General features: G+C 58.9%; 22 protein-coding genes and 1 pseudogene. 3 read left to right on the top strand and 20 right to left on the bottom strand.

Going from position 1 to position 24,439, the window contains the following annotated elements; translation table 11 throughout:
• Positions 1 to 156: 156 nt before the first annotated feature.
• The 13 genes from lsr2 to ftsH form a co-directional block, all read right to left on the bottom strand.
• Positions 157 to 495: a histone-like nucleoid-structuring protein Lsr2 gene (gene lsr2 / locus ML_RS01180; RefSeq protein WP_010907618.1), complete on the bottom strand. Its 339-nt coding sequence runs from the start codon at positions 493 to 495 to the stop codon at positions 157 to 159.
• Positions 496 to 599: 104 nt separating this feature from the next.
• Entirely contained in the window at positions 600 to 2,123 is a 1,524-nt protein-coding gene (gene lysS / locus ML_RS01175; RefSeq protein ID WP_010907617.1) for a lysine--tRNA ligase, read from the bottom strand.
• An 80-nt stretch (positions 2,124 to 2,203) separates the two neighbouring features.
• Positions 2,204 to 3,028 carry a type III pantothenate kinase gene (locus ML_RS01170; protein ID WP_010907616.1) on the bottom strand — a complete coding sequence of 275 codons (825 nt, stop codon included), beginning with the start codon at positions 3,026 to 3,028 and terminating at the stop codon, positions 2,204 to 2,206.
• A 2-nt stretch (positions 3,029 to 3,030) separates the two neighbouring features.
• On the bottom strand, positions 3,031 to 3,459 hold the full coding sequence (panD, locus tag ML_RS01165; RefSeq protein ID WP_010907615.1) for an aspartate 1-decarboxylase: 429 nt from the start codon (positions 3,457 to 3,459) through the stop codon (positions 3,031 to 3,033).
• Positions 3,459 to 4,400, bottom strand: coding sequence for a pantoate--beta-alanine ligase (panC, locus tag ML_RS01160; RefSeq protein ID WP_010907614.1), 942 nt, complete (start codon positions 4,398 to 4,400; stop codon positions 3,459 to 3,461). The genes panD and panC overlap by 1 nt, the downstream gene beginning before the upstream one ends.
• Entirely contained in the window at positions 4,397 to 5,326 is a 930-nt protein-coding gene (locus ML_RS01155; RefSeq protein WP_010907613.1) for a Rossmann-like and DUF2520 domain-containing protein, read from the bottom strand. Before ML_RS01155 ends, panC begins: the two co-directional genes overlap by 4 nt.
• 100 nt (positions 5,327 to 5,426) lie before the next feature.
• Positions 5,427 to 6,725: a DUF6779 domain-containing protein gene (locus ML_RS01150; protein WP_010907612.1), complete on the bottom strand. Its 1,299-nt coding sequence runs from the start codon at positions 6,723 to 6,725 to the stop codon at positions 5,427 to 5,429.
• A gap of 145 nt (positions 6,726 to 6,870) precedes the next feature.
• Positions 6,871 to 7,347, bottom strand: a complete 477-nt coding sequence (locus ML_RS01145) for a DUF3180 domain-containing protein (protein ID WP_010907611.1) — start codon at positions 7,345 to 7,347, stop codon at positions 6,871 to 6,873.
• Complete coding sequence (folK, locus tag ML_RS01140) at positions 7,347 to 7,922, bottom strand: 2-amino-4-hydroxy-6-hydroxymethyldihydropteridine diphosphokinase (RefSeq protein ID WP_010907610.1); 576 nt, start codon at positions 7,920 to 7,922, stop codon at positions 7,347 to 7,349. The genes ML_RS01145 and folK overlap by 1 nt, the downstream gene beginning before the upstream one ends.
• Positions 7,922 to 8,320: a dihydroneopterin aldolase gene (gene folB / locus ML_RS01135; protein ID WP_010907609.1), complete on the bottom strand. Its 399-nt coding sequence runs from the start codon at positions 8,318 to 8,320 to the stop codon at positions 7,922 to 7,924. The genes folK and folB overlap by 1 nt, the downstream gene beginning before the upstream one ends.
• Positions 8,313 to 9,167: a dihydropteroate synthase gene (gene folP, locus ML_RS01130; RefSeq protein WP_010907608.1), complete on the bottom strand. Its 855-nt coding sequence runs from the start codon at positions 9,165 to 9,167 to the stop codon at positions 8,313 to 8,315. Before folP ends, folB begins: the two co-directional genes overlap by 8 nt.
• Positions 9,164 to 9,781, bottom strand: coding sequence for a GTP cyclohydrolase I FolE (folE, locus tag ML_RS01125; protein WP_010907607.1), 618 nt, complete (start codon positions 9,779 to 9,781; stop codon positions 9,164 to 9,166). Before folE ends, folP begins: the two co-directional genes overlap by 4 nt.
• 16 nt (positions 9,782 to 9,797) lie before the next feature.
• Entirely contained in the window at positions 9,798 to 12,161 is a 2,364-nt protein-coding gene (ftsH, locus tag ML_RS01120) for an ATP-dependent zinc metalloprotease FtsH (RefSeq protein WP_041323651.1), read from the bottom strand.
• A 987-nt stretch (positions 12,162 to 13,148) separates the two neighbouring features.
• Here ftsH and ML_RS14700 point away from each other — a divergent pair.
• Positions 13,149 to 13,310 carry a hypothetical protein gene (locus tag ML_RS14700; protein ID WP_231846675.1) on the top strand — a complete coding sequence of 54 codons (162 nt, stop codon included), beginning with the start codon at positions 13,149 to 13,151 and terminating at the stop codon, positions 13,308 to 13,310.
• Positions 13,311 to 16,279: 2,969 nt separating this feature from the next.
• Here ML_RS14700 and ML_RS01105 read toward each other — a convergent pair.
• The 3 genes from ML_RS01105 to ML_RS01095 all read right to left on the bottom strand — a co-directional run bounded on the left by ML_RS01105 (position 16,280) and on the right by ML_RS01095 (position 17,277).
• Positions 16,280 to 16,465: a hypothetical protein gene (locus ML_RS01105; protein WP_041322338.1), complete on the bottom strand. Its 186-nt coding sequence runs from the start codon at positions 16,463 to 16,465 to the stop codon at positions 16,280 to 16,282.
• A 474-nt stretch (positions 16,466 to 16,939) separates the two neighbouring features.
• On the bottom strand, positions 16,940 to 17,119 hold the full coding sequence (locus ML_RS01100; protein WP_231846674.1) for a hypothetical protein: 180 nt from the start codon (positions 17,117 to 17,119) through the stop codon (positions 16,940 to 16,942).
• On the bottom strand, positions 17,116 to 17,277 hold the full coding sequence (locus ML_RS01095) for a hypothetical protein (protein WP_164920132.1): 162 nt from the start codon (positions 17,275 to 17,277) through the stop codon (positions 17,116 to 17,118). The genes ML_RS01100 and ML_RS01095 overlap by 4 nt, the downstream gene beginning before the upstream one ends.
• Before the next feature lie 2,019 nt (positions 17,278 to 19,296).
• On the opposite strand from ML_RS01095, the gene ML_RS01090 reads away from it, so the two are divergent.
• Positions 19,297 to 19,599, top strand: a complete 303-nt coding sequence (locus ML_RS01090; protein ID WP_064430327.1) for a hypothetical protein — start codon at positions 19,297 to 19,299, stop codon at positions 19,597 to 19,599.
• Between the two features lie 38 nt (positions 19,600 to 19,637).
• Here ML_RS01090 and hpt read toward each other — a convergent pair whose 3' ends face one another.
• From hpt to dacB, 4 genes and pseudogenes are all read right to left on the bottom strand, one after another.
• Complete coding sequence (gene hpt / locus ML_RS01085) at positions 19,638 to 20,249, bottom strand: hypoxanthine phosphoribosyltransferase (protein WP_041323640.1); 612 nt, start codon at positions 20,247 to 20,249, stop codon at positions 19,638 to 19,640.
• A 62-nt stretch (positions 20,250 to 20,311) separates the two neighbouring features.
• Positions 20,312 to 21,283, bottom strand: coding sequence for a tRNA lysidine(34) synthetase TilS (tilS, locus tag ML_RS01080; RefSeq protein ID WP_010907602.1), 972 nt, complete (start codon positions 21,281 to 21,283; stop codon positions 20,312 to 20,314).
• Positions 21,262 to 22,324: pseudogene (locus tag ML_RS01075) on the bottom strand (zinc-dependent metalloprotease). The gene tilS and the pseudogene ML_RS01075 overlap by 22 nt, the downstream one beginning before the upstream one ends.
• Entirely contained in the window at positions 22,321 to 23,706 is a 1,386-nt protein-coding gene (dacB, locus tag ML_RS01070; protein ID WP_010907601.1) for a D-alanyl-D-alanine carboxypeptidase/D-alanyl-D-alanine endopeptidase, read from the bottom strand. The pseudogene ML_RS01075 and the gene dacB overlap by 4 nt, the downstream one beginning before the upstream one ends.
• A gap of 125 nt (positions 23,707 to 23,831) precedes the next feature.
• On the opposite strand from dacB, the gene ML_RS01065 reads away from it, so the two are divergent.
• On the top strand, positions 23,832 to 24,320 hold the full coding sequence (locus ML_RS01065; RefSeq protein WP_010907600.1) for an inorganic diphosphatase: 489 nt from the start codon (positions 23,832 to 23,834) through the stop codon (positions 24,318 to 24,320).
• The last annotated feature ends 119 nt before the right edge of the window (positions 24,321 to 24,439 follow it).

The following is a 24,439-nucleotide window of genomic DNA, read 5'->3' as shown; positions in this document are numbered from 1 at the left end:
TGCGACACCAGGTTCTTAACCCCAGAAACGAAGAAACCGCCGAATCGCTTCCGCCAGTTGCTGGCGATCAGTTCGCCAGCAACGAAAGCAACATATTTTTTTAAAGTACTGACGCCCGGGTCCTAGAGCCCGGGCGTCAGTACAGAACTTTTTATTTTAAGTCGCCGCGTGGAATGCGTCAATGACGTCGGCCGGAATACGACCACGAGTCGACACATTATGTCCGTTCCGACGAGCCCATTCCCGGATCGCCGCGCTCTGTTCGCGATCGATCGCCCCACGGCCGCGTCCAGAATTGGAACGCCCTCGCCGCCGACCGCCGACGCGCCGTCCGGCGGACACCCATTGCCTCAGATCGCCACGCAGTTTCGCGGCATTCTTGTTCGTAAGGTCGATCTCGTAGGTCACCCCGTCAAGCCCGAATTCGACCGTTTCATCGGCGGCGCCCGCACCATCGAAATCATCGACCAAGGTGACGGTCACTTTCTTCGCCATTATCTTACCCTCACGTTTCTTCCTGAGCAGTTTGGATCAACCTCCCCAGATACTAATCTGCCATAAGAACACCGCATACTCAATCTCGACACAACACGAACAGTTCAGTTGGAGTGCGGCCGAACAATCGGGAACAAAACAGTCTCCCTAATTGACAGTCCAGTCAAAGACATCAACAACCGGTCGATACCCATTCCAGTTCCAGTGCATGGCGGCATCGCGTACTCCAGTGCCGCCAGAAATTCCTCATCAAGTGCCATCGCCTCATCTTCCTCGGCGGCTGCAGCACGGACTTGTTGACCAAATCTTTCCCGCTGCACGACCGGATCGTTTAATTCGGAGTACCCCGTGGCCAGTTCAACTCCACGCAGGTAGAGATCCCACTTCTCGGTCACTCCGGGGATGCTTCGATGCTGACGGGTCAAAGGAGTTGTTTCGACCGGAAAATCTTTGACAAATGTGGGCGCGCTCAGGGTGTTGCCCACTGTGTACTCCCACAGTTGCTCGACGAGTCTTCCATGTCCGTAACTGGGCTTGTCAAGAATCTCTGGACCAATCCCACGGCCAAGCCGATCCGCGATGGCTCGCAGCCGATCGACTGACGTCTGCGGCGTGATTTCTTCACCCAACACAGCCGACAGAGACGGATACATTTGTATCGTCTCCCATTCTCCATCTATGTCGTAGACGCTGTCATCAGGCATCTGCAGTTGTCTGGTCCCGATCGCCTCATCGGCCACCTCTTGAATAATTTCTCGGGTAACGACCGCCGAATCGTCATAGGTTCCGTAGGTCTGGTAGGTCTCTAGCATGGAAAATTCCGGGGAATGCGTAGAATCGGCGCCTTCGTTTCGAAACACTCGATTAAGTTCGAAGACCTTGTCGAAACCACCGACGATGCATCGCTTGAGGAACAGTTCAGGTGCGATACGCAGGTACAGATCGATGTCCAGGGCATTGGAATGTGTGACGAATGGCCGGGCCGCAGCGCCACCGGCCAGAGTCTGCAACATAGGCGTCTCAACTTCGAGAAAACCGCGTCGTTCTAACGCAGTCCGTATGGCGCGGATAACGGCAATTCTCTGATGAGCTACTATTCGCACTTGCGGACAGACAATAAGGTCAACATAACGCTGTCGCACCCGCGACTCTTCACTCATCTCTTTATGCGCGACGGGCAGTGGCCGCAACGACTTAGATACCATCTGCCAGGAATCAGCAAGAACTGATAACTCGCCGCTACGCGAGCTAATCACGTTCCCGTGTACATAAACAATGTCGCCAAGATCGACGTCGACTTTCCACGCGTCAAGCGTTTCGGAACCAACCTTGTTGAGACTAATCATCACCTGCAAGTTGGTGCCGTCACCGTCCTGCAGTGTCGCAAAGCACAGTTTCCCCGAATTACGCGCGAATATTACCCTACCCGCGATACCAACGATGTCATCGGTGGCGGAGTCGGTCGCCAGGTCGGGATAGGCTGCGCGAACCTCAGCTAGGGTATGGGTGCGTTCAATGGCGACCGGATACGGGTCACGCCCCTCCGCCAACAAACGAGCACGCTTGTCCCGGCGAATCCGAAACTGCTCAGGAAGAGCAGCGTCAGTCTCCAACGGGTCAGCGTTCACGACGTGCCAGCTTAAATGACCTCACGCCGGGCACTGTTCAGTGGCGTCGAACAACTTCACGTGCGCACTGCCAGACGTCGTCAGCGCGCCGTCTTCAACCGGCCACGCTGCGCTTCCCGATTGCGTTCGAAGACCAGTCGCAGACCATGAAGGGTCAGGTGCCGATCGTAGTGGTCAACGGTATGCAGCTCGGGCAGCAACAGCGGCGCGGTATGCCCGGTAGCCACGACCGCAACCCGATTACCTAAGTCGCCGGAAAATTCCTCCACGTCCTGGCGCATGCGGCCGACTAAGCCATCGACCAGCCCAGCAAAACCGAACACCACACCGGCCTGCATACATTCGACCGTGTTTTTACCAACCACCGAGCGGGGTCTGGCCAGCTCAACGCGGCGCAACGCGGCAGAGCGGGCAGCCGCGGCATCCGAAGACACCTGCACTCCGGGCGCAATGGCACCGCCCAGAAACTCCCCTTTGGCCGACACCACATCCACGCAGATCGACGACCCGAAATCGACCACGATGGCAGCTTGACCGAACTTGTGGAACGCCGCCAGGCAGTTCACGATCCGGTCGGCACCCACTTCTTTCGGATTATCTACCAGCAGCGGGATACCGGTGCGCACCCCCGGTTCGATCAGTACGTGCGGCACCGACGGCCAGTACTGATCGAGCATGATCCGCACCTCGTGCAGCACCGACGGGACGGTCGACAATGCGGCAGCTCCGGCGAGTCGCTCGGAATCATCACCGATCAAGCCGTCGATAATCAAGGCCAGTTCGTCCGCGGTAACCTCGGATTCAGTGCGGATCCGCCATTGCTGCACGACCTTTGCATGCTCCTTGGATCCGGACAGCAATCCGACGACGGTATGCGTGTTGCGAACGTCGATGGCCAGCAGCACAGTTACCGCGCACCGATCCGGGGATCAAATAGTTCAGCCGCGACAGATATGTCCAAGGGCACGGAGCCTGGATCGTGGCCCAGATCGATCGGTTTGTTATCGGCGTCGACGAACACAATCCGCGGCTGATAAGCGTGCGCCTCGGCATCTTCCATGGTCCCATAGGAGATCAGGATTACCAGATCGCCCGGATGAACAAGATGCGCTGCGGCGCCATTGATTCCAATCACACCGGTGCCACGCTCGCCAGCAATTGCGTAGGTGACGAGCCGGGCACCGTTATTGATGTCAACAATGGTAACCTGTTCACCCTCAAGCAGGTCCGCAGCGCCCATCAAATCGGCATCGATGGTCACCGAACCGACATAGTGCAGATAAGCCTGCGTGACGGTGGCGCGATGAATCTTAGACTTTAGCATCGTCCGTAACATCACTTCATCCAAGGTGTTTGGGCGTGTTCAACCCGACATTCGTCCGGACTAGCGATGCCGGAGAAATTTCCGATCTCAATCGAAATATTGTCGAGTAGTCTAGTGGCACCAAGCCTGGCTGCCACTAGCAACCGGCCGAACGTGTTGTCGCGCATCGGGCCGAGCCCAGCATCGCGTAGCTCCACGTAATCGACCACAAGGCCGGGCGTAGCGTCCAGCACCGCGCGGGCTGCGTCCAGCGCAGCCTGTGCCCCCCCTGTCGCTGCGTGCGCCCCGGCCGTCAACGCCGCCGACAGCGCTGCGGCCAGATCGCGCTGCACAGGATCCAGGTAGCAGTTGCGTGACGACATCGCCAGCCCATCGACTTCGCGCACGGTCGGGACGCCGACCACGACGACGTCGACGTTCAGATCGGCTACCATCTGCCGGATCAGGACCAGCTGCTGGTAATCTTTCTCCCCGAAGAAAACTCGGTCAGGCCGCACGATCTGGAGTAGTTTGAGCACGACGGTTAGCACACCGTCGAAATGGTTTGGCCGCGGACCACCTTCGAGCTCGAACGCTAACGCCCCGGGGCGTACGGTGGTACGCAATCCGTGCGGATACATCGCCGCGGCAGTCGGCGTGAACACGATCTCGACATCTTCTGCGCGCAGTAGAGCCAAATCATCGTCGAAGGTACATGGGTAAGTGTCGAGGTCTTCCGCGGCGCCGAATTGCAGCGGGTTAACGAAGATCGACACCACAACCACCGAACCAGGCACACGTTTAGCCGCACGCACCAGGGCCAGGTGCCCGTTGTGCAGCGCACCCATCGTCGGCACCAGCATCACCCGGCGGCCGGTGTGGCGCAACGCGCTGCTGACATTGGTGACGTCACGGGGCGTCGAGTACACATTGAGCTCGCCCGGGTTGAATGCCGGCTGCCGACTGTTCGTCATGGCGCCAGCGCTTCGACGACATCGTAGGGAGCATGGGCACGCTGAGTCTTCCGTAGGGCATTAACCCGATAAGCCTGGGCCAATTCTGGGCCAATCCGCATCAGCGCGACTAAGTGTCCCGCTAACGCGTCCAAATCACCGCGGGCGACCAGTTTGGTAAGCCCGGCCTGGCCGCGCTGCAGGGTGTTCTCGCACGCAGCCCGGGCCAATGACCCAACGATGCGTTCGACAATAACGTCGAGCTGGTCATCGACGACCTCGCCCCTGCAAGCTGGAGGTACCCCTAGTCCGAGTAGTTCGCTGCCGCGCAACGCGGACCGCCGTACCTCAAGCGCGTCAGCTAACACCGTCACGATGTGATTGCCCACATGGGGCGAAACGGAATGGTAGAGGATGCGGGCGTACTCTACCACACAAAACGGCTCTCCGCCCATCTCCAAAACCAATGACTGCGCGATCGCATACCCGACATCGTCAGTCTTGGTGATCCCGAAGTAGGTATCCCTCAATTGACATTGACTGAGGTCCTCGTCGGAGCCGGAGAACATCATCGCCGGGTGAATTGCCAGAGGAATACAGCCATCCTTGCCCAGCTGTGCGAGGATGCCGACCCCGTTGGCCCACGAAGTGTGGGCCACGATCGTCCCGGGTCGCGGCACCGAAGTCACAGCCACGCCGGACATCAGTCCGGCGAATTCACAGTCGGGAACCGCCAACAGCAGCAGCTCAGCACTGGAGGCTACCTCCGGTGGCGAGGCCACCGAGGTTTCGGGCAACCTAAACTGCACCCACTGCCGCGATGCATGGGAGACTGCGCTGCATGCCACCACGACTTGGTCGGCGCGCTCCAATGCGACACCTACCCGGCCGGTGGAGAGGATCGCAATATTGAGCCTGGCCGAGCGCAAACCATCGAACTGCACCATCGCAGACGGCCTCACATGTTTGTTGGTTCGTTCCAGTCCCATGGCAGGGGTACCGGACGGTCACTATGACGGTAGTCGATTTGACAGCCTAGACCCAGTGTCATGCGTAATGGCCCTCACGTCTGCGCCGCCGGCCACCATCGGTCGACTCGGCCCCTAGCCGCGCCATCAAATCGGCGACCGACTGACCACCAGCTGCTAAGTCACGTCCCTTTACCCCGTCCGTCAAGAGATCCGCGCTGCGGTGCCGGGGTACCGGATCAGAAGGCGACGCCGGCACCAGCCGTGGTGGCTGCTCGGCGAAAGCAGGACCAGCAGGTGGCGTCGGCTGGCTGATCGGGGTGCTGCCTTTGGCAGTGATGCCCTCAATGCTGTAAGCGCGATATTCGGCGGAGTGGCGCGACCGCGCCCGGCGACCCGACCCACTGTGCTGCTGCGCGGTCTCGGCTTCGCCGGGCGAGCTTGCCGCGGCTTCGTCCAGGCTGGAATGGCGGGACCGCCGCCGACGACCCGACGGGGCGGCAACCGAGGCACTCGCGGACTCGACGTCCGTCCAGGCACTGTCTTGTGTACCAGGAGGCAGCCACTGTTCGTCGGCGGCGTCCGGTTGCCAATCCTTCATATGCGGTTGCAACAGTTCCTGTAGTGGGGCTGATCGTGGCGGCCGGTGACGAGGTTCGAACCGCGAATCTGACTGTGACGGCGGGTCTTCAAAGTGCGGCAGCACCCCCCCCTGCTGAGGCGCCTGCCCTCGAGGCGGCAACAGTGGTTCCTCGGGGACGTCGATGATCGAGGTGTCGTCGGCGCTGTTGGTCACCCGGTCTTGGCGAACCGACGTGACACGATTGCTGGGCACCCAGTCGACGGGCTTGCTCTGGCCATCGCGGACCCAATTACTATAAGCGCACGTTGGGGGGGCTGCTTTTGCCTGCGGTGCCTCCGCACCCGCCAACGCCGGGCGGTGCTGAAGGTCTGTGTCGAACAAAATCTCCAGGTTGGTTCGTAACGCCGCCAGCTCCGCCCGCAGTGCCAACACTTCGTCAGCGGCCTGACTGCGCAGCTCGGAGGCCAACTCGCGACGCAATTGGGATTCCACCGTCAACTCATATTCGCGGCGGGCCGAGATTTCCCGATCCAACTGCAGGTCGTAGACGAGCTTGAGATTACGCACCCGAGACTGATCCGCGTCGCTCTGCCGACGGTAAAACACCGACACAAAAGCGCCGGCGACTGCGGCCCACAACGCCAGGATCACCGCGAGCTTGAGAAGTTCCACCCGATTGGTGAAAACTAGTGCGGAACTAGCCCCCATCGCGAGGATCAGCGAAACCGTCAAGAGCACCCAACCCGGCCTGCGGCCGCCGCGCCGGACGCGGCCGCCGCGGGACAGAACGGTCATGGCCTGACTGTACCCGGGTGAGGTCAATCCGCTTGTCGCGCCAGTCCGGCGATTCCCACCTGCATCAATCGTGGGTCAAACTGCGGTGAAGTGCCCGACTACTAACCAAAGCTACACTTGGCGGTCAGCAACGTTGGCGAGCAAGCTAATTTTCGGCACCCTCGCCGTGCTCGGTGGGATCTTGCGGAGATTTGCAGCAATGTTGCAGCCACAAGGCTGCAACTAGTAACGCCAGAGCGCTGAGAGCCGCCACGACCGTTCCAGAGGTGTCCTTGTCAGCAACCCGCAGCCACGGCCACCGCGGCAAAAAGTACACCAATACACCGACCCACCAACCCAGCACTAGCGCACCCACCCAGGCCGACGCCTTGGCAACCATCAGGCTGTGTGCTACCGCTAGCGGGTGCAGCCAACCGGGGCCATCGCCGATCTCACCATCGCTGATCTTGGTCCGCACGTAGCGCGCCCACAACGCCTCGGGGATAGCAACCGCAAGCAACGACAGACCAGTCCACACGGTGATGGGTGGAAACCACCGGTACAGCACAAGCACCAGCAGATAACCTACTACCGCAGCGCCAATCATCGCGGCCGTCAGGTCACGTTTCCGGGTCGGTCCCATCAGTCTGATTTCGGACTGACTGGCCGCGCCGGCGAACTACGTTTCAGCTTGAGCGTCAGATTGGTCAACCGCACACCTTCCCGCTCGGTCGGCTCCATCTCTGCCAACAGCCGATCGACCCGTTGCGCCCGCCCAGCGACGGTCAGCTCAGCATCCGAGTCGACAGCCAACCACGGAACCAGCACGAAAGCCCGCAGATGAGCCCGCGGATGCGGCAACGTCAAGTTGCTTTCGCACGTAATCACCTCGACCGCACCGGTCGTAGCACCCGAAGTCTGATAGCAGGAGATCAGATCGACGTCGAGTGTGCGTGCGCCCCAGCGCTGTCCCCGCACCCGACCCGCGTTCCGCTCGAGCTCCTGAGCCCGACACAGCCAGGCCTTCGTGTCATACGCCGGGCCGTCGGCGATCACTACCGCGTTGAGGAACGATCTCTGCTCCACGGCTCCCCACGGGACGGTGTCATACACCGGAGAGACCGCGACAACCGCATCACCCAGCCCATCGACGGCTGACTGCAGCCACGCCAGCCGGTCACCCAGATTGGATCCTATAGACAGTACGACGCGAGTCATCACACCCCGCTCGCAGGAATCATCGAACCGCGACCGCCGCGTCGCGATCGCCGAACCACCACCGCCACATCAGAGAACTGCTGCGGGATCGGCGCCTGCGGCTTGTGCACCACCACCTCGACGGCGTGCACGCGTTCGTCGTCCATCACGAAGTCGGCAATCTCGCTGCCGACTGTCTCGATCAGGTTCCGTGGTGGGCCGGCGATGATCGCGGCAGTCCGCTCGGCCAGAACCACGTAGTCATAGGTGTCAGCTAGGTTGTCGTTCGCGGCCGCATCGGCCAGATCGATCCATAAGATGACATCCACGATGAAGTCTTGTCCGTTGGCGCGCTCGACCTCGTAGACACCGTGTCGTCCACGAACTATCAAACCGCGCAACTCCATTCGGTCAGCCATCACATCTAACCTTTTCAATCTGCGGCCCAGCATGCAGCCAAGCCCCGACGACCTTGAGTGCGTCGACCGAGGCACGCACATCGTGCACCCGAACACCCCAAGCCCCGTGTAGGGCAGCAAGTGCGGAAATCACCGCGGTCGCCGTCTCACGTCCGTCCGGCGGTCGTACCGCGCCATCAGCCCCAGCTAATAACCTACCCAGGAACCGTTTACGCGAGGCGCCAAGTAGAATCGGGACCCCAGTAGCCACCAACTCCGGTAACGCATTCAGCAGCGCCCAATTGTGCTGTCCCGTCTTGGCGAATCCAAGCCCGGGATCGATCACTAGACTCCCAGGATCAACACCTGCGGCCACAGCCTGATCGACACCAGCCAGTAGGTCGGCACGCACTTCAGCCACCACGTCGCGGTAATTCGGAGCCTCATACGGCCGTTCAGCCGACATCAGTCGCCAGTGCATCAACACCCACGCAACACCGGCTTCAGCCACCAGAGGAGCCATCGCGGGATCTGCTCGCCCACCAGACACATCGTTGACGATCCGTGCGCCGCTTTGCAGCGCCGCCCGTGCAACATCAGCGCGCGTAGTATCGATACTTACTGTAATCCCCTGTGCTGCAAGTTCTTTTACGACAGGAACGATACGAGAGAGTTCAACTCGAGGATCGGTCCTAATGGCACCGGGCCGGGTCGATTCGCCACCGACGTCGACAATCGCCGCGCCTTCCGCGACCATTGCCAGGCCGTGCTGGACAGCATCGTCAGGATCAAGGTAACGTCCGCCATCTGAGAACGAATTGTCAGTGACGTTCAAAACCCCAATAACCTGCACTGGCGCCAAACTCACTTACGCAGGATGAGGCCGAGCGCTTCGGCACGAGAAGCAGCATCAGTTTTGAACTGACCGCGCACCGCCGACGTCGTCGTGATCGCGCCAGGCTTGCGGACACCGCGCATTGCCATGCACAGGTGCTCGGCCTCGACGACGATGATGACCCCGCGTGGATCGAGCTTGCTGACCAAGGCGTCGGCGATCTGGCTGGTGAGCCGCTCCTGCACTTGTGGCCGTTTGGCGTAGAGGTCCACTAGCCGAGCGATCTTCGAAAGCCCGGTTACCCTACCGTCCGCGCCTGGAAGATAGCCGATGTGCGCCACACCATGGAAAGACACCAAATGGTGTTCGCAGGTAGAGTACATCGGAATCTCTTTGACGATCACCAGTTCATTGTGTTCTTCGTCGAACATGGTGTTCAGCACAGTTTGCGGGTCGGTGTAGAGCCCAGAGAACAGCTCGCGGCATGCGCGGGCCACGCGAGCCGGGGTGTCGGCCAAACCCTCCCTATCCGGGTCCTCGCCAATCGCGTACAGCAACTCGCGAATCGCGGCCTCGGCACGCTGCTGGTCAAAAACCCGGATGCGCGGGACCGCGGTGCTTTCCAGCCCTAAATCCAGTAAGGCCATCGAATTCTCCGTTTCGTCAGCCGTGCGCCGGTGGGTTGGAGGGGCTCACGCCCTCGTCCAACTGTGCAGGGGGCTTACCCGCGTCCGGGGCGGATTGACCAGGCGGCGGGTAAGAAGGACAAGGCGGGTACGACGGATACGGAGGGGGGGCTTGGCCCGGATAGCTGGGCGCGGGCTGCGGCCAATAGGGCGACTGTGAGGGTTGCTGTTCAGGCGGATACCAGTAATCCGGCGGCTGTTGTGGCGGCCATCCAGGCGCATGCCAACCCGGCGGAGCGCCATAGTCGGGTTGAGTAGGGCCGTGCTGGCGCTGACGGTCCCCGGCATGTGAACCATTGGCCCCCTGGCCGGGGGGCCCATCGGTATCCGATTGTGCTGCTTGGTGCGAGGCCTCAGCGGCCTGCGAAGCACGGGCGATGGCTGCCTTGAACGCCGGCTCGGGGACTGGCTGGGGCCAGGGCTCGCCGCGCTCGATCGCCAGCTCGCCGGGTGTCTTGATCGGCGGCTTGTCCGACGGGATCCGCCCACCAAAATCGTCGAACATGGTGAGCCGGGGTCGCTTTTCGACGCTGGCGAAGATCCCCTCCAGCTCTGGTCGGTGCAGAGTTTCTTTTTCCAGCAGCTCGCCGGCCAGGGTGTCAAGCACGTCGCGGTATTCGGTGAGAATCTCCCACGCCTCGGTGTGCGCGGCTTCAATAAGCTTGCGAACCTCATCATCGATGTCGCGGGCGACCTCATGAGAGTAATCCGCCTGGGTGCCCATGGTCCGGCCGAGGAACGGGTCGCCGTGCTCGGAACCATATCTGACCGCTCCAAGTTTGGAGCTCATACCGAATTCGGTAACCATCGAGCGCGCGATTTTGGTGGCCTTCTCGATATCCGATACCGCACCGGTCGTCGGCTCGCGGAACACCAACTCCTCGGCGGCACGTCCACCCATCGCGAACACCAGCTGCGCGATCATTTCCGAGCGGGTCCTCAAGCCCTTGTCTTCCTCGGGCACCGCCACCGCGTGCCCGCCGGTACGTCCCCGAGCCAGGATCGTCACCTTGTAGATAGGCTCGATATCAGGCATAGCCCAAGCCGCCAAGGTGTGCCCGCCCTCGTGATACGCTGTGATTTTCTTTTCCTGCTCGCTGATGATCCGGCCCTTGCGACGTGGCCCGCCGATCACCCGGTCCACCGCCTCCTCCAAGGCGGGTCCGGTAATCACCAGGCCGTTCTCTCGGGCGGTCAGCAGCGCCGCCTCGTTGACAACGTTGGCAAGGTCAGCGCCGGTCATTCCGACAGTGCGTTTGGCCAGTCCGTCGAGGTCAGCATCGTCGGCAATCGGCTTGCCCTTCGAATGCACGCGCAGCACCGCGCGACGACCTGCCAGGTCCGGGTTGGACACCGGGATCTGCCGGTCGAAACGCCCGGGCCTTAGAAGCGCGGGGTCCAAGATGTCAGGCCGGTTGGTTGCCGCGATCAAGATGACGCCCGCCCGATCGCCAAAACCGTCCATCTCGACCAGCAACTGGTTCAGTGTTTGCTCGCGCTCGTCGTGGCCACCGCCGAGCCCGGTGCCGCGCTGGCGGCCCACCGCGTCTATCTCATCGACAAAGATGATGCACGGGCTGTTCTGCTTAGCCTGGTCGAACAGGTCCCTTACGCGTGAAGCGCCAACGCCAACGAACATCTCGACGAAGTCGGATCCGGAGATGGTGAAGAACGGAACGCCTGCCTCTCCCGCCACAGCGCGGGCCAGCAACGTTTTACCGGTGCCCGGCGGCCCGTAGAGCAGCACGCCCTTGGGGATCTTCGCGCCGAGCGTCTGGTACCTACAGGGGTTTTGCAAGAAGTCCTTGATCTCGTAGAGCTCCTCGACCGCCTCGTCAACACCGGCAACGTCAGCGAAAGTGGTCTTGGGCATGTCTTTGGAAAGTTGCTTAGCGCGTGATTTGCCGAATCCAAAGCCCATTCGAGCGCCGCCCTGCATACGAGAGAACATCACAAACAGGCCCACCAGCAAAAGCAATGGCAGCACATAAACGAGCAACTCGCCCAGGATGCTGCCTTCGTTTACGGCGGTGGTGACCTTCGTGTTCTTAGCGCTCAGCGCGTTGAACAAATCGACCGCGTACCCGGTGGGGTATTTGGTTATGACCTTGTCAGAGCCATCGGTGTCGTTGTTGCCCTTCTTCAAGGTCAACCGCAGCTGCTGTTCCCGGTCATCAATTTGCGCGCTCTTGACGTTGTGGCCGTTGATCTGGGACATCGCCACCGAGGTGTCGACGAACTTGTAACCACGAGTGTCGTCGCTGAAGTAGAAAAACGACCAGCCGAGCAGCACCACTACAGCGATCGCCGTAACCATGCGGATAACGTTTTTTCGGTTCATCAATAACATCGGCCGTGCCGGCCAGGTTCCTTCCCCGATACACGCAGCTAAAAAAGTTTAGGCTACCGTCAGTGACGATCGCCAGCTCGGCAGAGCCGGGTGCAGCGGGTCTCCACCAACTTGCACAAACCAACGACCGGCAGTTCCCGAGTCTGGCCGACACCGCGGCTCCGCCCCCGAGTGGGGGTAGCCAGTGCACATCCTGGGGAACATAACCCTGAACGCATAGTCGACTGGGCTAGCCGCGCGCACCATAACAAATGGCGAGGGTAAACAAGTCCTTCTCAGGCCCGGCGCCATAGTGGCCATAGTGATTTGGTTTAGACGATGCGTTCAAGTCGGCTGAATACCGAACAATACGCAAATACCAATGGTGTGTCGCTACGGATAATAGAGGCCAAGGATCGCAACACACCGGTGGTGGTTCTGGCCCATGACTTTCACGAACTGGTCTACTCGTGTAGGAACCAAATTCCGACCTTCACCAAGCGAGCTACCACGTCTTGGCTCCCGAACAGTGTGGGTTACAGCGGCTCTGTCTCATCCGGATGCGTTAGAGACCTACACCATCCATGAGCAGACCGCCGACATGGTTTTCAGCGTCTAGCAGGCCGTCTAGATGAGCCACGATTTGGGGCGCCATCGTGGTGTGGAACGCGCCACTTCTTCCCTCAACACACGCGTTCCACGGGATACTCGGGAAAACTTCTTTAACATTTTGTATTTACATGGAGCACCATGTTGCCAACGCCGAACCCCGCACGCACGATTCGCCGAATGATTTAGGCACCATACGAGCACCGTCCGGCAACCAGAGCAAGGCAATACGGATGGTCGCCCCCAGCCCGAAAGGCTTTCATCGATCGGCTTCCGGAACCGGACCAGCTGCCGGATTGGATCAGCCAGGATCAACTGGACTATATAATACATATACATCAGCGAGTTTTTCGGTCGGCTTCATGAGCGGCCTAAATTGGCATCGCAATTTTGACTGCAACTAGGGAGACCACTGCTGAACGCACGGACGCCGCTATCCCCGTACCATCGTTGTTTATCGCCGGCGCAGCTAACCCGGTGGTGCTGGCATTCACCCGCACCGACCGTGCTTCGGGGATGATCTACGGTCCCTTACCGTCAGGTGATGATTGATGGAGCGGAGCACTGACTGCAGTAGGAACGACCCGACCTTTAGAACACCACCTTGTTGGATTTCCTCAACGGATTGGATGTAGTGGTCGGTGCTCCACTGCTTTTCAACATCTTCATCATACCGTTTAATATTTAATAATATATCGGCCAATCCCCCATAGTGGCGTTGGAATACGATATGGAGCGCGTTGTTGCGCTGGATAGCGTGGGGATAGACGAGGCGTGGTTCGGCGAACACCACTTCATGCGGCTACGAGTTGATGGCGTGCCTGGAAGTGTTCATCGCGCAGCAGCTGGAGCGGACCAAAGCACGTAAGGCTCAGCACCGGGCGTGGTCTTGGGTGCTGTTATCGGACATCGAATATGATGGTTAGCAAACCAATTGGGTAGCGAAGGTATGGTGCAAAAAATCTATCGAGGAGATCCTCGCGTTATTCCGATCTCATTGAGTGAGTCTATCGCCACTTCATACATAGTTCACCTTGCTCAACGCACAATTACACATCCACCTGACACATGAACCTACACCAGAAATCGCCACACCCATAATAGTAGCACTAGCCGTCTGCACCACGCCTGGCCGACACACTGGGCACGTCGCCTATTGTCGATGTCAGTGTCCAGCGGCCATGCTGGGCTGGAAAACATCTGGAAAGTGGTGCGCAAACAGGCCGACACAGTCGACCGGGACGAGCCGGACCGAGCTAATTAGCGGGTTCTGAGCATCATGCATATTGCTAAAAGCCGCTATCAGGCGATCGACGACTGCACCTACGAGCTGCAGAATTGCGCCAATTATTGCAACGTTGAGGGGTTTTTCCGGTTGCCAATACAGTCGACAGCACACAGAAACCTCATTAGTTTAGTCAACGACTAAACTGGCAAAGGTAATTACCGTATCGGTACATCCGATAAACACAATAGCACATATTGAAGACTTTACTCGAAAAGTACGGTGACTTCAGAATACTACGGGTGCTTGACCATACCTGGTCCTCCCCCATGCAACGTAACACTGCTATGAACTATTCGCCCGCAAGGTGATTCTCTATTGCAAAGGACAGCTAGAAGCATAGCAATCTTCTCACGACTAGGACAAAGGAAAATTTGGCCAAATTGATTCGCTACGACGGCGAGAAGTAGGTGAAAGCCGTTACCGAGATTCTAGAAACCGAAAATAATTGATGAGCGCCGCAGTGTTTCACAATGGACGCATGGCCTACCGGTACGGCGTGCTTGAACCGATACCCAAACCAGGTCGAGTTCTGGTCGGTGTGCGGTCGTGTGGAATCCGTGGCATCGACTTGTCTGGCATTTCGCAATTAACGGTGCTGACATGCTGGGCTCGCTGAACGGATTGCGCGTGATTCTGACGCATACAAGTAGATTTGAGCTGCGATGTCTATCGTGGGCCACGAATTCGACTACGGGGCGCTAGAAGCCGCGACAGAGACTAAAAAAACTTATACCCTCCAGGAATCCTGGTCACATCGCTCCCGATGTTGCTGTCTTCCAACGGCATCGAACCGATTATTTCGAACAGTATCCGATCGTCGTCTGCGCCTATAGGAGGCTGCTCTCGGCGCCGCCGTTGCTGCCAATCACCAACAGCCTAGATCTCAAACACGCAGCACTGACCGGATCCATAGCGGTAGGGTTGCATGCCGGTTACAAGTCCAACATAGCTACCGGTGAACTGCCCTGTTGCTTGGTTGCAGTCCGATCAACCTGGAAGTCATCGCCTCCTTGCCGCAAGTAGCATATAAGCCATTGTAGAATCAAATTTTTCGTCGCAGCTACGCGAGCTGACCGGCGCGATGGGCACGCATCAAAAACTAGATCCGGAAGAGGGTTCCCCGTTCGACAACGGGAACCCGCGGCGGCGTTGAGGAGGTAAGGGTGCCCAGGATCGTCTACGACGTAACGATTACGGGCGCATACAGTATGCATCTGATAGTCGCCGGAATGTGTATGCAGGCCGACACCATGCATCCATTTTTTGCGATAACTAAGGAAATCAGTGTGTAATTCGCGCCCTAATATTACCCGGACGAATTCGCTGAGTCGCTGCGCGTGATCGCCGAAGGCTACACCGATGCCACCCCGCTGATTACCGTAGAGGTCGATCTGGACGTGGTGGGCTAGACCTTCCCGAACCCAAACGGCACTGCAAAATGCTGGTTAGTCCGTAGATGGTTACGCCCAGCAGAGCAGCAACTCACATTTACCGAACTCCCGCTTGCACTGCTGGCACTGAAGTTGCCGGAATCGGCACCTATGATAAGGCCGCCGGGATAGCCTCTGCTGATTTCGCTGCAGGTTGCAGTTCCGCTTCCAGTGGAACCTTTAGTACGGCCTTCAATGTGCCGCCCCACCGGCCTGACTACGCTCCGCAGTAAGGACCCCCGCCAGGGCAACTGGCCGGTCACCGTTAGCAGCGAGGTCGCTGCTAACGGTGACCACGTTTTTGGGGCTGGATTCAGCACTGATTGCCTGATATTCCTGGACACGATTGGCAAAAGCGGCCGCCGCTGCTACTACCGACCCTGGTCGGCTCCCGCTGGGCGCACCTCGCTGATCGGGGCAGTCACGATCCCATTAGCTGCACTCACCACGAAGCCAATCGCCTCCAGCTACGCAGTCGGCACCGCCAGCAACTCCGACAAAACCATCAAAAACCACATGTGGTTTCTCCTTGTCTGTGTTGGGTACCCCAGATATTAAAATGGATACTTGGTCGTTTTATATTACTTTACCTTGTTCTCACTGTCTTCATGGGCGTTGGGTCACGATCGGAGTCAAGGTGAAGCGCCTAACAGTGCAGCAAGGACAAATTAGCTTGAAATCGATGATGATATGATAGGTTATATACTGTAACCAACCAGAAACGAAAAACGTTGTGGTCCAAATTATCTACTGCTTACCATTAACGTACGTGTGGCAGCTGCGCTCGGTGCGTGTTCCGATGCTCAGCCTTGCCTGGGTACACGGACAAAGTCCGGCGGATCGGCGACTGATAGGGGCCCGACGTGCGGGACACCGAAGAAATGCTTCTGCTCAATCTTTTCGGGAGGTCCGCCCAACAGCGATGCGCCTACAGGAGAATCCAGGAAGCTGGCCTCAGTCATCAGCTGACCTATGAGCAGGGCACGCACGCAACGCATCTCCGGAACCCTCCTCCTAAGGTCGGTTGTCGGACAACGCCAGGGCGGCATCGGTTAGCTTGTGCAGCATGTGACAGCAACAGCGCAGAATTTTCTGCTTCACCGCCAGGATGGGATTCTTGCCGTTGTAGCCATCACACTTGGTCGCTCGCTTTTGGTTAAGTAGCCCCGGGGAACCGCATCGAGCGACGCATTGACGTTCTGAAACGCCACCCAACACAGCTCCGGTGAGCCCTGAAACAACAGATAATCTCGGTATGCACTTGCCGTCAGACGAGTAGACGGTGACATCCAGCCCAGCGAAACGAAGCAATTGATCGGAGCGTGAGAACAAGCATGCATCACCAAATCTATGCCCACATTATCGCCGTACACAGCCAGCCGATGCCGTACTGGGCCTGCAGCACCTAGCAGCCCCTGCCGGTGTCGAGTTAAATTCACCAATTGGATTCTCAGTGGCTTGATCTAAGCACTTAGCTCATCAATGCGCCGTAGTGCTGTATTGATATACTGCCACCCAACCGGTGATAGTTCAGCGTAAGCCAACGCCTCGCCACCCGCCGCCGACAGCAGTGCCTTGATCGGCCGGAAACCCAGTTGGAAAAACTGTGCGTGGATGGCACTGCTGCCAGCACCGCCGCTCAATCCATCAGCGTGCAGTACAACAAACCCAGTTTGCGGTTCTTCAGCACATGGGCGACCGACACCCAACGACTCCGGATACCGGGCCCTGCAATAACTATAATGCGCAGCAGATGGGTATCGATGCTGCCATTACTGGCGCGCTTCTTAAGAAGCCACAACACAGCGCAACCTCACCGTCGAACAACTGCACAACGCCTGCGGTGTGACCAAAGGACGCTGGTACAGAGACGCCGGCCAAACCAATGTCAAGGAAGCGCACTGTGCCGCTCAGCGGATATTTAGGACTCAGCGCCGCGTCCCAATCCCTTGACCCATTCCATGGTCACCACCCAACAACGAGCGCTGCAAAATCCGACCGTAGAGTGCTCAGACCAGCAAACAATAGTACCAGCCCCACTAAGCGACAGGTTTGTCAGACACCACAGCTATTATCGACACTATAGAAGATTGAAGTGCCTGATTCGGTCACGGTTCGTAACCTGGCTCCAACCGCGTTGGTTGCCACGAACAACCTCAAGTCGGCCCTATGGCCCGGCGGATGGCCGCCGTGACGGCATTGCTATGGCATCGAACGTCCTCGAACCTGGGCAAGCCAAGCACCAGCACAGGTACACGGTTGTCGACGGATTCAAGCAGACTACTGCCGATGCAGCCTCCGCAATAGAACTATCCCCATGGAGGTGGAGGCCAGCTACAATGGTAGCGGATTCTGAGGCACTTGGCCAGAGAGTTCCCCAGGTTGGAACCTTAATGAACTGACAGAAGAAAGAATCGATTGGGGAACAATGTAGTTGATAACTATCCGCATCGATTTGCTCACTGACAATGAGTTGATCACTAAAGTTGACATGTAGCCTGCTGTGCGCATCGGCAACCGGCATGGGCTGGTTGCGACAGCGCATCATCGAACGCCGTTGACGCTGCAGTAAGCGCGGTAGACTCGGACACCGTCCGGCGACGCCGTTTTTTCGTCCAAAGGACTGACTACCGTCTCATTGGAATCAATGCTCTAAGACAACAAATCAATGCTCTAAGACAACAGGAGGGCCGAGGTTTACGGTGCGGCGGCCGCGACGGCTTTTGACCGCCGATTCTCGCAGCTAGCTACACAGGTGTGTCTGAGCCGACCCGGGAACACCGGATCAGCACAGCACCGACGCATTGACCCAAGGCCGCAGCCGGGCTTGTAGCTGTTTACCCCCTCAATCTAGCGATGGTGATACTGAGCACGATACAGGTGGGGCACAAATGGTGATCACTGCAGTTGCCCGTTACCAGACCTCCTATTGTGACAGCGCTGCGCCAGGCCACCTGGAATCATCGACGCCGGGCAGGTTCGCCAGTTGACTGCCGCCGCTGTATCCCTACGTTTTGCCGATCCGCTAACCAATCCAGCCGAATTACTACGTTACCAACCGTCGGCAGTGCTCGAATGTGTCTCCCGTCCATCACCTGGGACATCTACCGCACCATCGCATTAAACCATCAGAATACCGAAACAGGAGGATTGACGATGCTGGAAAACCTCAATTGCCTTTGCCGCCAACACCACCAACTCAAAACATACCATGGTGGATTACACTACACAGAATTAGCTTACGGCACCGTAGTCTGAACTTCACCCACCGAGCCGACCTACCGGACCTCCCCGGCTGGCTCCGGCTGGCTCTGACCTCTTCCCCCAACCGCACGGCCCAGCATGCTCCGTACCGTCCCCCAACAGACAAAACAGGTAGCAACTACGCAGCGCACGAATTGCATAGGTAAGCAAGCACAACCGAGCGCAAAGACCTGTCAACAACAGACCAACAACACCTAGAACATGCTCGAAAAAACAGAAAATAACCCCAGAAAATTCCAAAATACATGCGCGACATGCTGTTTCTCTTCAAAAACACACCCAATACCAGCCCCTATTGTAACTGGATGAGCGAACCCGAGAGCCGAAAAGGTTGCCTCCGAACTGGGAACCCAACTAACCGAACTCCTTGTCCGACATACAGCCTCACTGATTCAAATACCTCCAAACCGCTAGGATGCCAGGCAGGCCGCGTGCAGCGAGCACTCCGAGGTTTGCCCATAAATCGATTGCTGTGACCGCTGCCGACTTGGCCATCATCACGCTGTAAACGTACGATGAGTATAATTTCACGCCAACTGGGACGAATCCGCGTCAAGTGACCGTCGTTAGGGCAAGGCAAGTCCAAGGCGTCCCGAACACTTTGACCGCCGAAGTCGCTATCGAATTCACCGAGTCCAACGTCACCACCGCGATCAACCAGACCAATGACCGGCCAGCAAGCGGTCATCAATATCAGGATGGACTACAAAACACCAGCACCACCAACGTGATTCTGCAGCCCGAGGGCAGCAAATCCGAGCTTGCCGCCACCATAGCCGGCTACCGTGCCAGCAAGACGCTCGAGGGCAATATCCACGCCCCGGACAACACATCAAGGACGCTGGCCAGCAGACAGTGAGCTCCTCGATGACCGCGGTGTGGGAGATGGACTAGCGGCTATTGCTGGTAGACACGGGGATCCAGCATACCGATATAGGGCAGGTCACGGTAACGCTCGTCGTAATCCAGTCCATAGCCCACGACGAAGTCGTTGGGAATGTCGAAACCCACATAAGTGATATCGACATTGGCACGTAGCGCATCGGGCTTGCGCAGCAGCGTGCACACCTGCAACGACTGCGGACGACGGGTTGCCAAGTTCCGCAGCAACCAAGACAAGGTCAGACCTGAATCCACGACGTCCTCGACTATCAACACGTTGCGATCGTGGATATCGCGATCAAGATCCTTGAGAATCCGCACCACACCCGACGAGGACATCGAGGATCCATACGAACTAACGGCCATGAATTCGAACTGAGTTGGCAGTGGAATCGCACGCGCCAGGTCAGTGACGAAGATCACCGCTCCCTTAAGCACGGTGACCAACAGCAGATCCTGGTCACTAGCAGGCGAACGGTCACGATAGTCGTGGCCGATTTGGGCGCCGAGCTCGGCAATCCTAGCCTGAATCTGCTCCTGGGTGAGCATGACCGACTTGATATCACCCAGGTACAACTCTGCCGTCGGTCCGGGGTTAATCGCCGAGAAGCTCTGGGCCACGAGCAAAGCGTGCCATGCTGCCCTGCGAAAAACCACGGCGACCCGGCATCAGGACCCGCTAAGGGCCGCTAAACGGGCGCGCAGTGCAAGGTCAGTACGCCGTCGTACCGGCTGGCGATCAAACGCTGTCCGCGCAAGGTGGATCCCACCGCCACCCCGCCTTGCCCGCGCCACGCGGTAACCAGTGTGTCCACTCCACGGATCTGCTTGTCGGTCAGCCCGGTCGCGCCTCCATTCAACAGCCAGCCACGGATAACCCGGCGTCGAACCGCGTCGGGAAGTGCGGCCAGAGCCCGCGCATGTAGCCCCGACCCGGCACAGATGTTGGGCAGCGCCTGTGCGGCGAACGTGTCGATCAGTTCAGTGTCCTCGCGCAACGCCGTCGCAGTGCGGGCCAACGCCTCGACGACCCCACCACCTAGCACGTCCTCCAATAGCGGCAGCACCTCGAGGCGCAGCCGGGTTCGGGTGTAACGACAGTCTGTGTTGTGCGGATCCTGCCAAGCGTTTAGGCCCAGCTCGTGGCACGCGGCACGCGGCACGCTGCGCCGCACACCCAGTAACGGCCGGCACCACGGCGGATCGTGCGGCCGCATTCCAGCGATTGAGCGCGCCCCAGAACCGCGGCCCAAGCCAAGCAGCACCGTCTCAGCTTGATCGTCGAGAGTGTGGGCTAACAACACCGGGCCATTACGATTGGCGCCCAACACAGCGTATCGGGCAGCACGGGCCGCTGCCTCGAGCCCGCCTTTGGGACCAAACGGTGGATCTATCTGCACACAAAGCACTTGTGCGTCAACACATCCCAATGAGATAGCTTGCTTTCGAGCGGTTTCTGCGACAGCGGCCGAGTCAGACTGCAAACCGTGATCCACGATAAATGCGGTCGTAGAGCGTAGTTGGGCCGCAACCGCAGTGAGCGCCAACGAGTCCGAGCCGCCGGAGAGCGCTACGCACCATTGATCGTCGATATCACAATAGGTACCAGCAAACTCTTCGACTGTCCTGCGCAGCTGCCCTACAGCACCCTGTCGATCCATCTCTGCGGGTCTTCGATTTCGGCAGACAACAGCAGCGTTTCGAGACCTGAACAAATCGTGTTGAACCGTACCATTCCGACCCACCACGTGATCGACAAACGCCTTACCCTCGTCATATTGCTTGAACTTAGCATCGCCACCTAGCAATACAAGCAGCAACCTCTGCAATGGTGGTTACTTGCTATAGCGACGCTTATCAAACTTAAAGCTTATCATAGTCACCGATGGCACCGCCATCGGGCCAACCGCATCCATGACGTGGTCGACGTGCCTCTCCAGCAGTGTGCCAAGCACCAGAAGCTGATCTAGAGCTACGAGCTGCGACTCAGATTGCACAGCGCGCACCAAGCCGGGAATTCCCGATGCGTGAGCAGTGGAATTCTCTGCTGCAGACGACCCATGGCACCGACTGCGGACAAAGTCAACGAGCCGACCCACCACCAGTCTGATGTCTTCACTGGTTTTTTGAGTCAACAAGTCCAGCGCTTTCGACATGTAGTCGAACAACCACCGGTTGGCAGTGAATTGGATCCAGTGGGTCACCTCGTGCAAGCACATCCACAACCGAAAATCGGAGGGCTCAACTCGCAGCTGACGCTCGACGGCGATGACATGTTGGATACACCAACAGCAGACAACCCTACTTGACTTGGAAGCAGCGAACGGATCGTACTGGCCGAGGATCCTGGACGCCACACACGCCAGGATCGCACCTGTCTGAGCACCAGTGATCCGTCCGTTGAACTGACCCCGTGACTTGTCGGTTCCGTTCGTCATAACCCTCATGGACTCGGTCGCCAACCGAACCCATTCCGGTCGATCGACGATGCACGCCAGCAGTACCACACGTTCGGTCACCAGGCCGGTGACATCGCTCACCAGTGGTTCGGCTTTCGCCGCCGCACAGGTCAACTCATCAATCACCTGGCGGCGCGTGTATTCGGAAGCCGGCGGACCAGGACGTGCCAGCCGCTCTCCTACGCTGGCCGCGAATCCCTAGTCCACCGCGGTATCGAGCGTGAACTCCGACGATGAGGTCACGTAGCGCACCCGCACATCCACAGCCTAGTAGCAAGCTCGTCCATCGCGGCACGACCGGTCGGGCCAGCGTCGTTGGAGATGAACGCGAATGTCAACACCCGACCGCTGCGGTCAGTGACGACCCCGACCAAAGAATTAATAGCGGTCAACGAGCCGGTCTTGGCACGTAACCAGCCGGCCGGACCCTGGTGGGTCGCCGAACTGAGAAAGCGGTCCGATAACGTGCCGCTGCCGCCGGCGATCGGGAGCAGATCCAGCAGCGCACGCAACACCGGTTGATCCGGCCCCGCCGCCGCCTGCACCGCACCGCCGAGTGTCTTGGCGGTCAAGCGGTTGTTGACCGACAACCCGCTAGAATCCACCAGAGCAGCGCCGGTGGTGTCGATATGCGCTGTACCTAACCGGTTGGTCACCGCGTCGACCGCGCCGGCAAAGCTCAAAGGCCGGTTTATGGCGGCCGCTACCTCGCGGCCGATGCATTCGGCCAGCACGTTGTCGGAGTTGTCCATCATCTCGGATAACCGCTGGACCAGCGGCGCTGACTGCACCACAGCCAGCTGCCGCGCCCCAGACGATGCCTTGACGATTGTAACCGCATCGGGAGCGACCCCCAGGGCCTTGGCCAATTCCCGCCCGGCGTCCAGAGCTGGGGTACGTGACCGTCGTGATTTGACGGTTGTCGGCTGGATACGCCCAGCGTCGATCATCGCCGACTCGATCGGGGCAGTGTAGCCGTTGTCCACATCGGCAGGATCCCAGCCCTGCGCCATCGTCGGACCGGTGAACAGCGAGGTATCCACCTGAACAGCCGTAGGCGTCACGCCGCTGCGACGAACCTGTTCGACAAGGTCACTGATCCGCGGCGCACCCCTATACCAGGTGCTCTGGTCGGGCGATGCGGCCGACAGGGTCGGATCCCCAGCACCCACCAGAACGACAGGCCCTTGGGCATTCGGGCCTGCAGCCACCACCCGGGTGCTGATCCGAGTCTGGCGGTCCAGTGTCAACAGCGCCGCAGCTGCGGTCAAGAGCTTATTGGCCGACGCTGGCACCAACGGCATGTCATCTTGTTGCTGCCAGAGTTCCTTGGCAGTCATCGCATCGGTGATCCGTCCCCCAAAACTACCCAAACTGGGATCTGCCAAAGCCGACGCCAGCGCGGCAGCCAGTCCGCCAACGCTGGGTACCACGGCGGTTTCGGTTACCGGAACCAATGCCGGCTTGACCGTAGACGCCCGCGGAGGCGGTACCGCGGACCGTGCTCCATTCGTGCTGTGGCCGCCCGTGGTGAAGACGGTTGCCGCCTTCACCGCGGCGATGATGAACGCCAGCATGGCCAATCCGACAACTACGTAAGATTTCTGCCAGCGAATAGGATTCAATAGCCCTCCTGACTGTCTAGCTCCATTGTGCCGAGCCAGCCTTCAGACCAACGTCGTCGGCTAGGGTGAACTCCGCAACGTAACCGATCTACCCGGGCCTAGCTAAGATTTAAGGAGCCGACACGGTGCAATTCGACGTGACCATCGAAATTCCGAAAGGCCAGCGGAACAAGTACGAGGTCGACCACAAAACGGGGCGGGTGCGTCTAGACCGCTACCTTTACACCCCGATGGCCTATCCGACAGACTACGGCTTCATTGAAGACACCCTCGGCGAAGACGGCGACCCGCTGGATGCACTGGTGCTGCTACCGGAGCCGCTGTTCCCTGGCGTACTAGTGGAGGCACGTCCAGTAGGTATGTTCCGGATGGTCGACGAGCACGGCGGCGACGACAAGGTGTTGTGCGTTCCAGTCAACGACCACCGATGGGATCACATCCACGGCATCATCGATGTTCCGACCTTCGAGCTGGACGCGATCAAGCATTTCTTCGTACACTACAAGGATCTAGAGCCAGGCAAGTTCGTGAAAGCCGCAGACTGGGTAGGCCGAGACGAAGCTGAAGCAGAAGTGCAGCGTTCAGTGGAACGGTTCAAGGCTGGCGGGCACTGACACGGATTTCGCGACGAGCTGAAGATCGTTGCTGGAGTGCTCGCCGATGCCCGGTGGCATCCTAGCCACGTGACCCCAATGTTGCATTTCGCTGCGACTTTCTAGTGGCTGATCGTTCC

It is taken from the genome of Mycobacterium leprae TN, from assembly GCF_000195855.1.
Classification (GTDB): domain Bacteria; phylum Actinomycetota; class Actinomycetes; order Mycobacteriales; family Mycobacteriaceae; genus Mycobacterium; species Mycobacterium leprae.
This window is presented reverse-complemented; position numbering and strand designations above follow the sequence as displayed.

Excerpts from the sequence above, each read along its gene's own strand:
- lsr2 (WP_010907618.1), bottom strand. The coding sequence starts at position 495 with ATGGCGAAGAAAGTGACCGTCACCTTGGTCGATGATTTCGATGGTGCG.
- panD (WP_010907615.1), bottom strand. The coding sequence starts at position 3,459 with ATGTTACGGACGATGCTAAAGTCTAAGATTCATCGCGCCACCGTCACG.
- panC (WP_010907614.1), bottom strand. The coding sequence starts at position 4,400 with ATGACGAACAGTCGGCAGCCGGCATTCAACCCGGGCGAGCTCAATGTG.
- ML_RS01155 (WP_010907613.1), bottom strand. The coding sequence starts at position 5,326 with ATGGTGCAGTTCGATGGTTTGCGCTCGGCCAGGCTCAATATTGCGATC.
- ML_RS01150 (WP_010907612.1), bottom strand. The coding sequence starts at position 6,725 with ATGACCGTTCTGTCCCGCGGCGGCCGCGTCCGGCGCGGCGGCCGCAGG.
- ML_RS01145 (WP_010907611.1), bottom strand. The coding sequence starts at position 7,347 with ATGGGACCGACCCGGAAACGTGACCTGACGGCCGCGATGATTGGCGCT.
- folK (WP_010907610.1), bottom strand. The coding sequence starts at position 7,922 with ATGACTCGCGTCGTACTGTCTATAGGATCCAATCTGGGTGACCGGCTG.
- folB (WP_010907609.1), bottom strand. The coding sequence starts at position 8,320 with ATGGCTGACCGAATGGAGTTGCGCGGTTTGATAGTTCGTGGACGACAC.
- folE (WP_010907607.1), bottom strand. The coding sequence starts at position 9,781 with ATGGCCTTACTGGATTTAGGGCTGGAAAGCACCGCGGTCCCGCGCATC.
- ftsH (WP_041323651.1), bottom strand. The coding sequence starts at position 12,161 with ATGAACCGAAAAAACGTTATCCGCATGGTTACGGCGATCGCTGTAGTG.
- tilS (WP_010907602.1), bottom strand. The coding sequence starts at position 21,283 with ATGGATCGACAGGGTGCTGTAGGGCAGCTGCGCAGGACAGTCGAAGAG.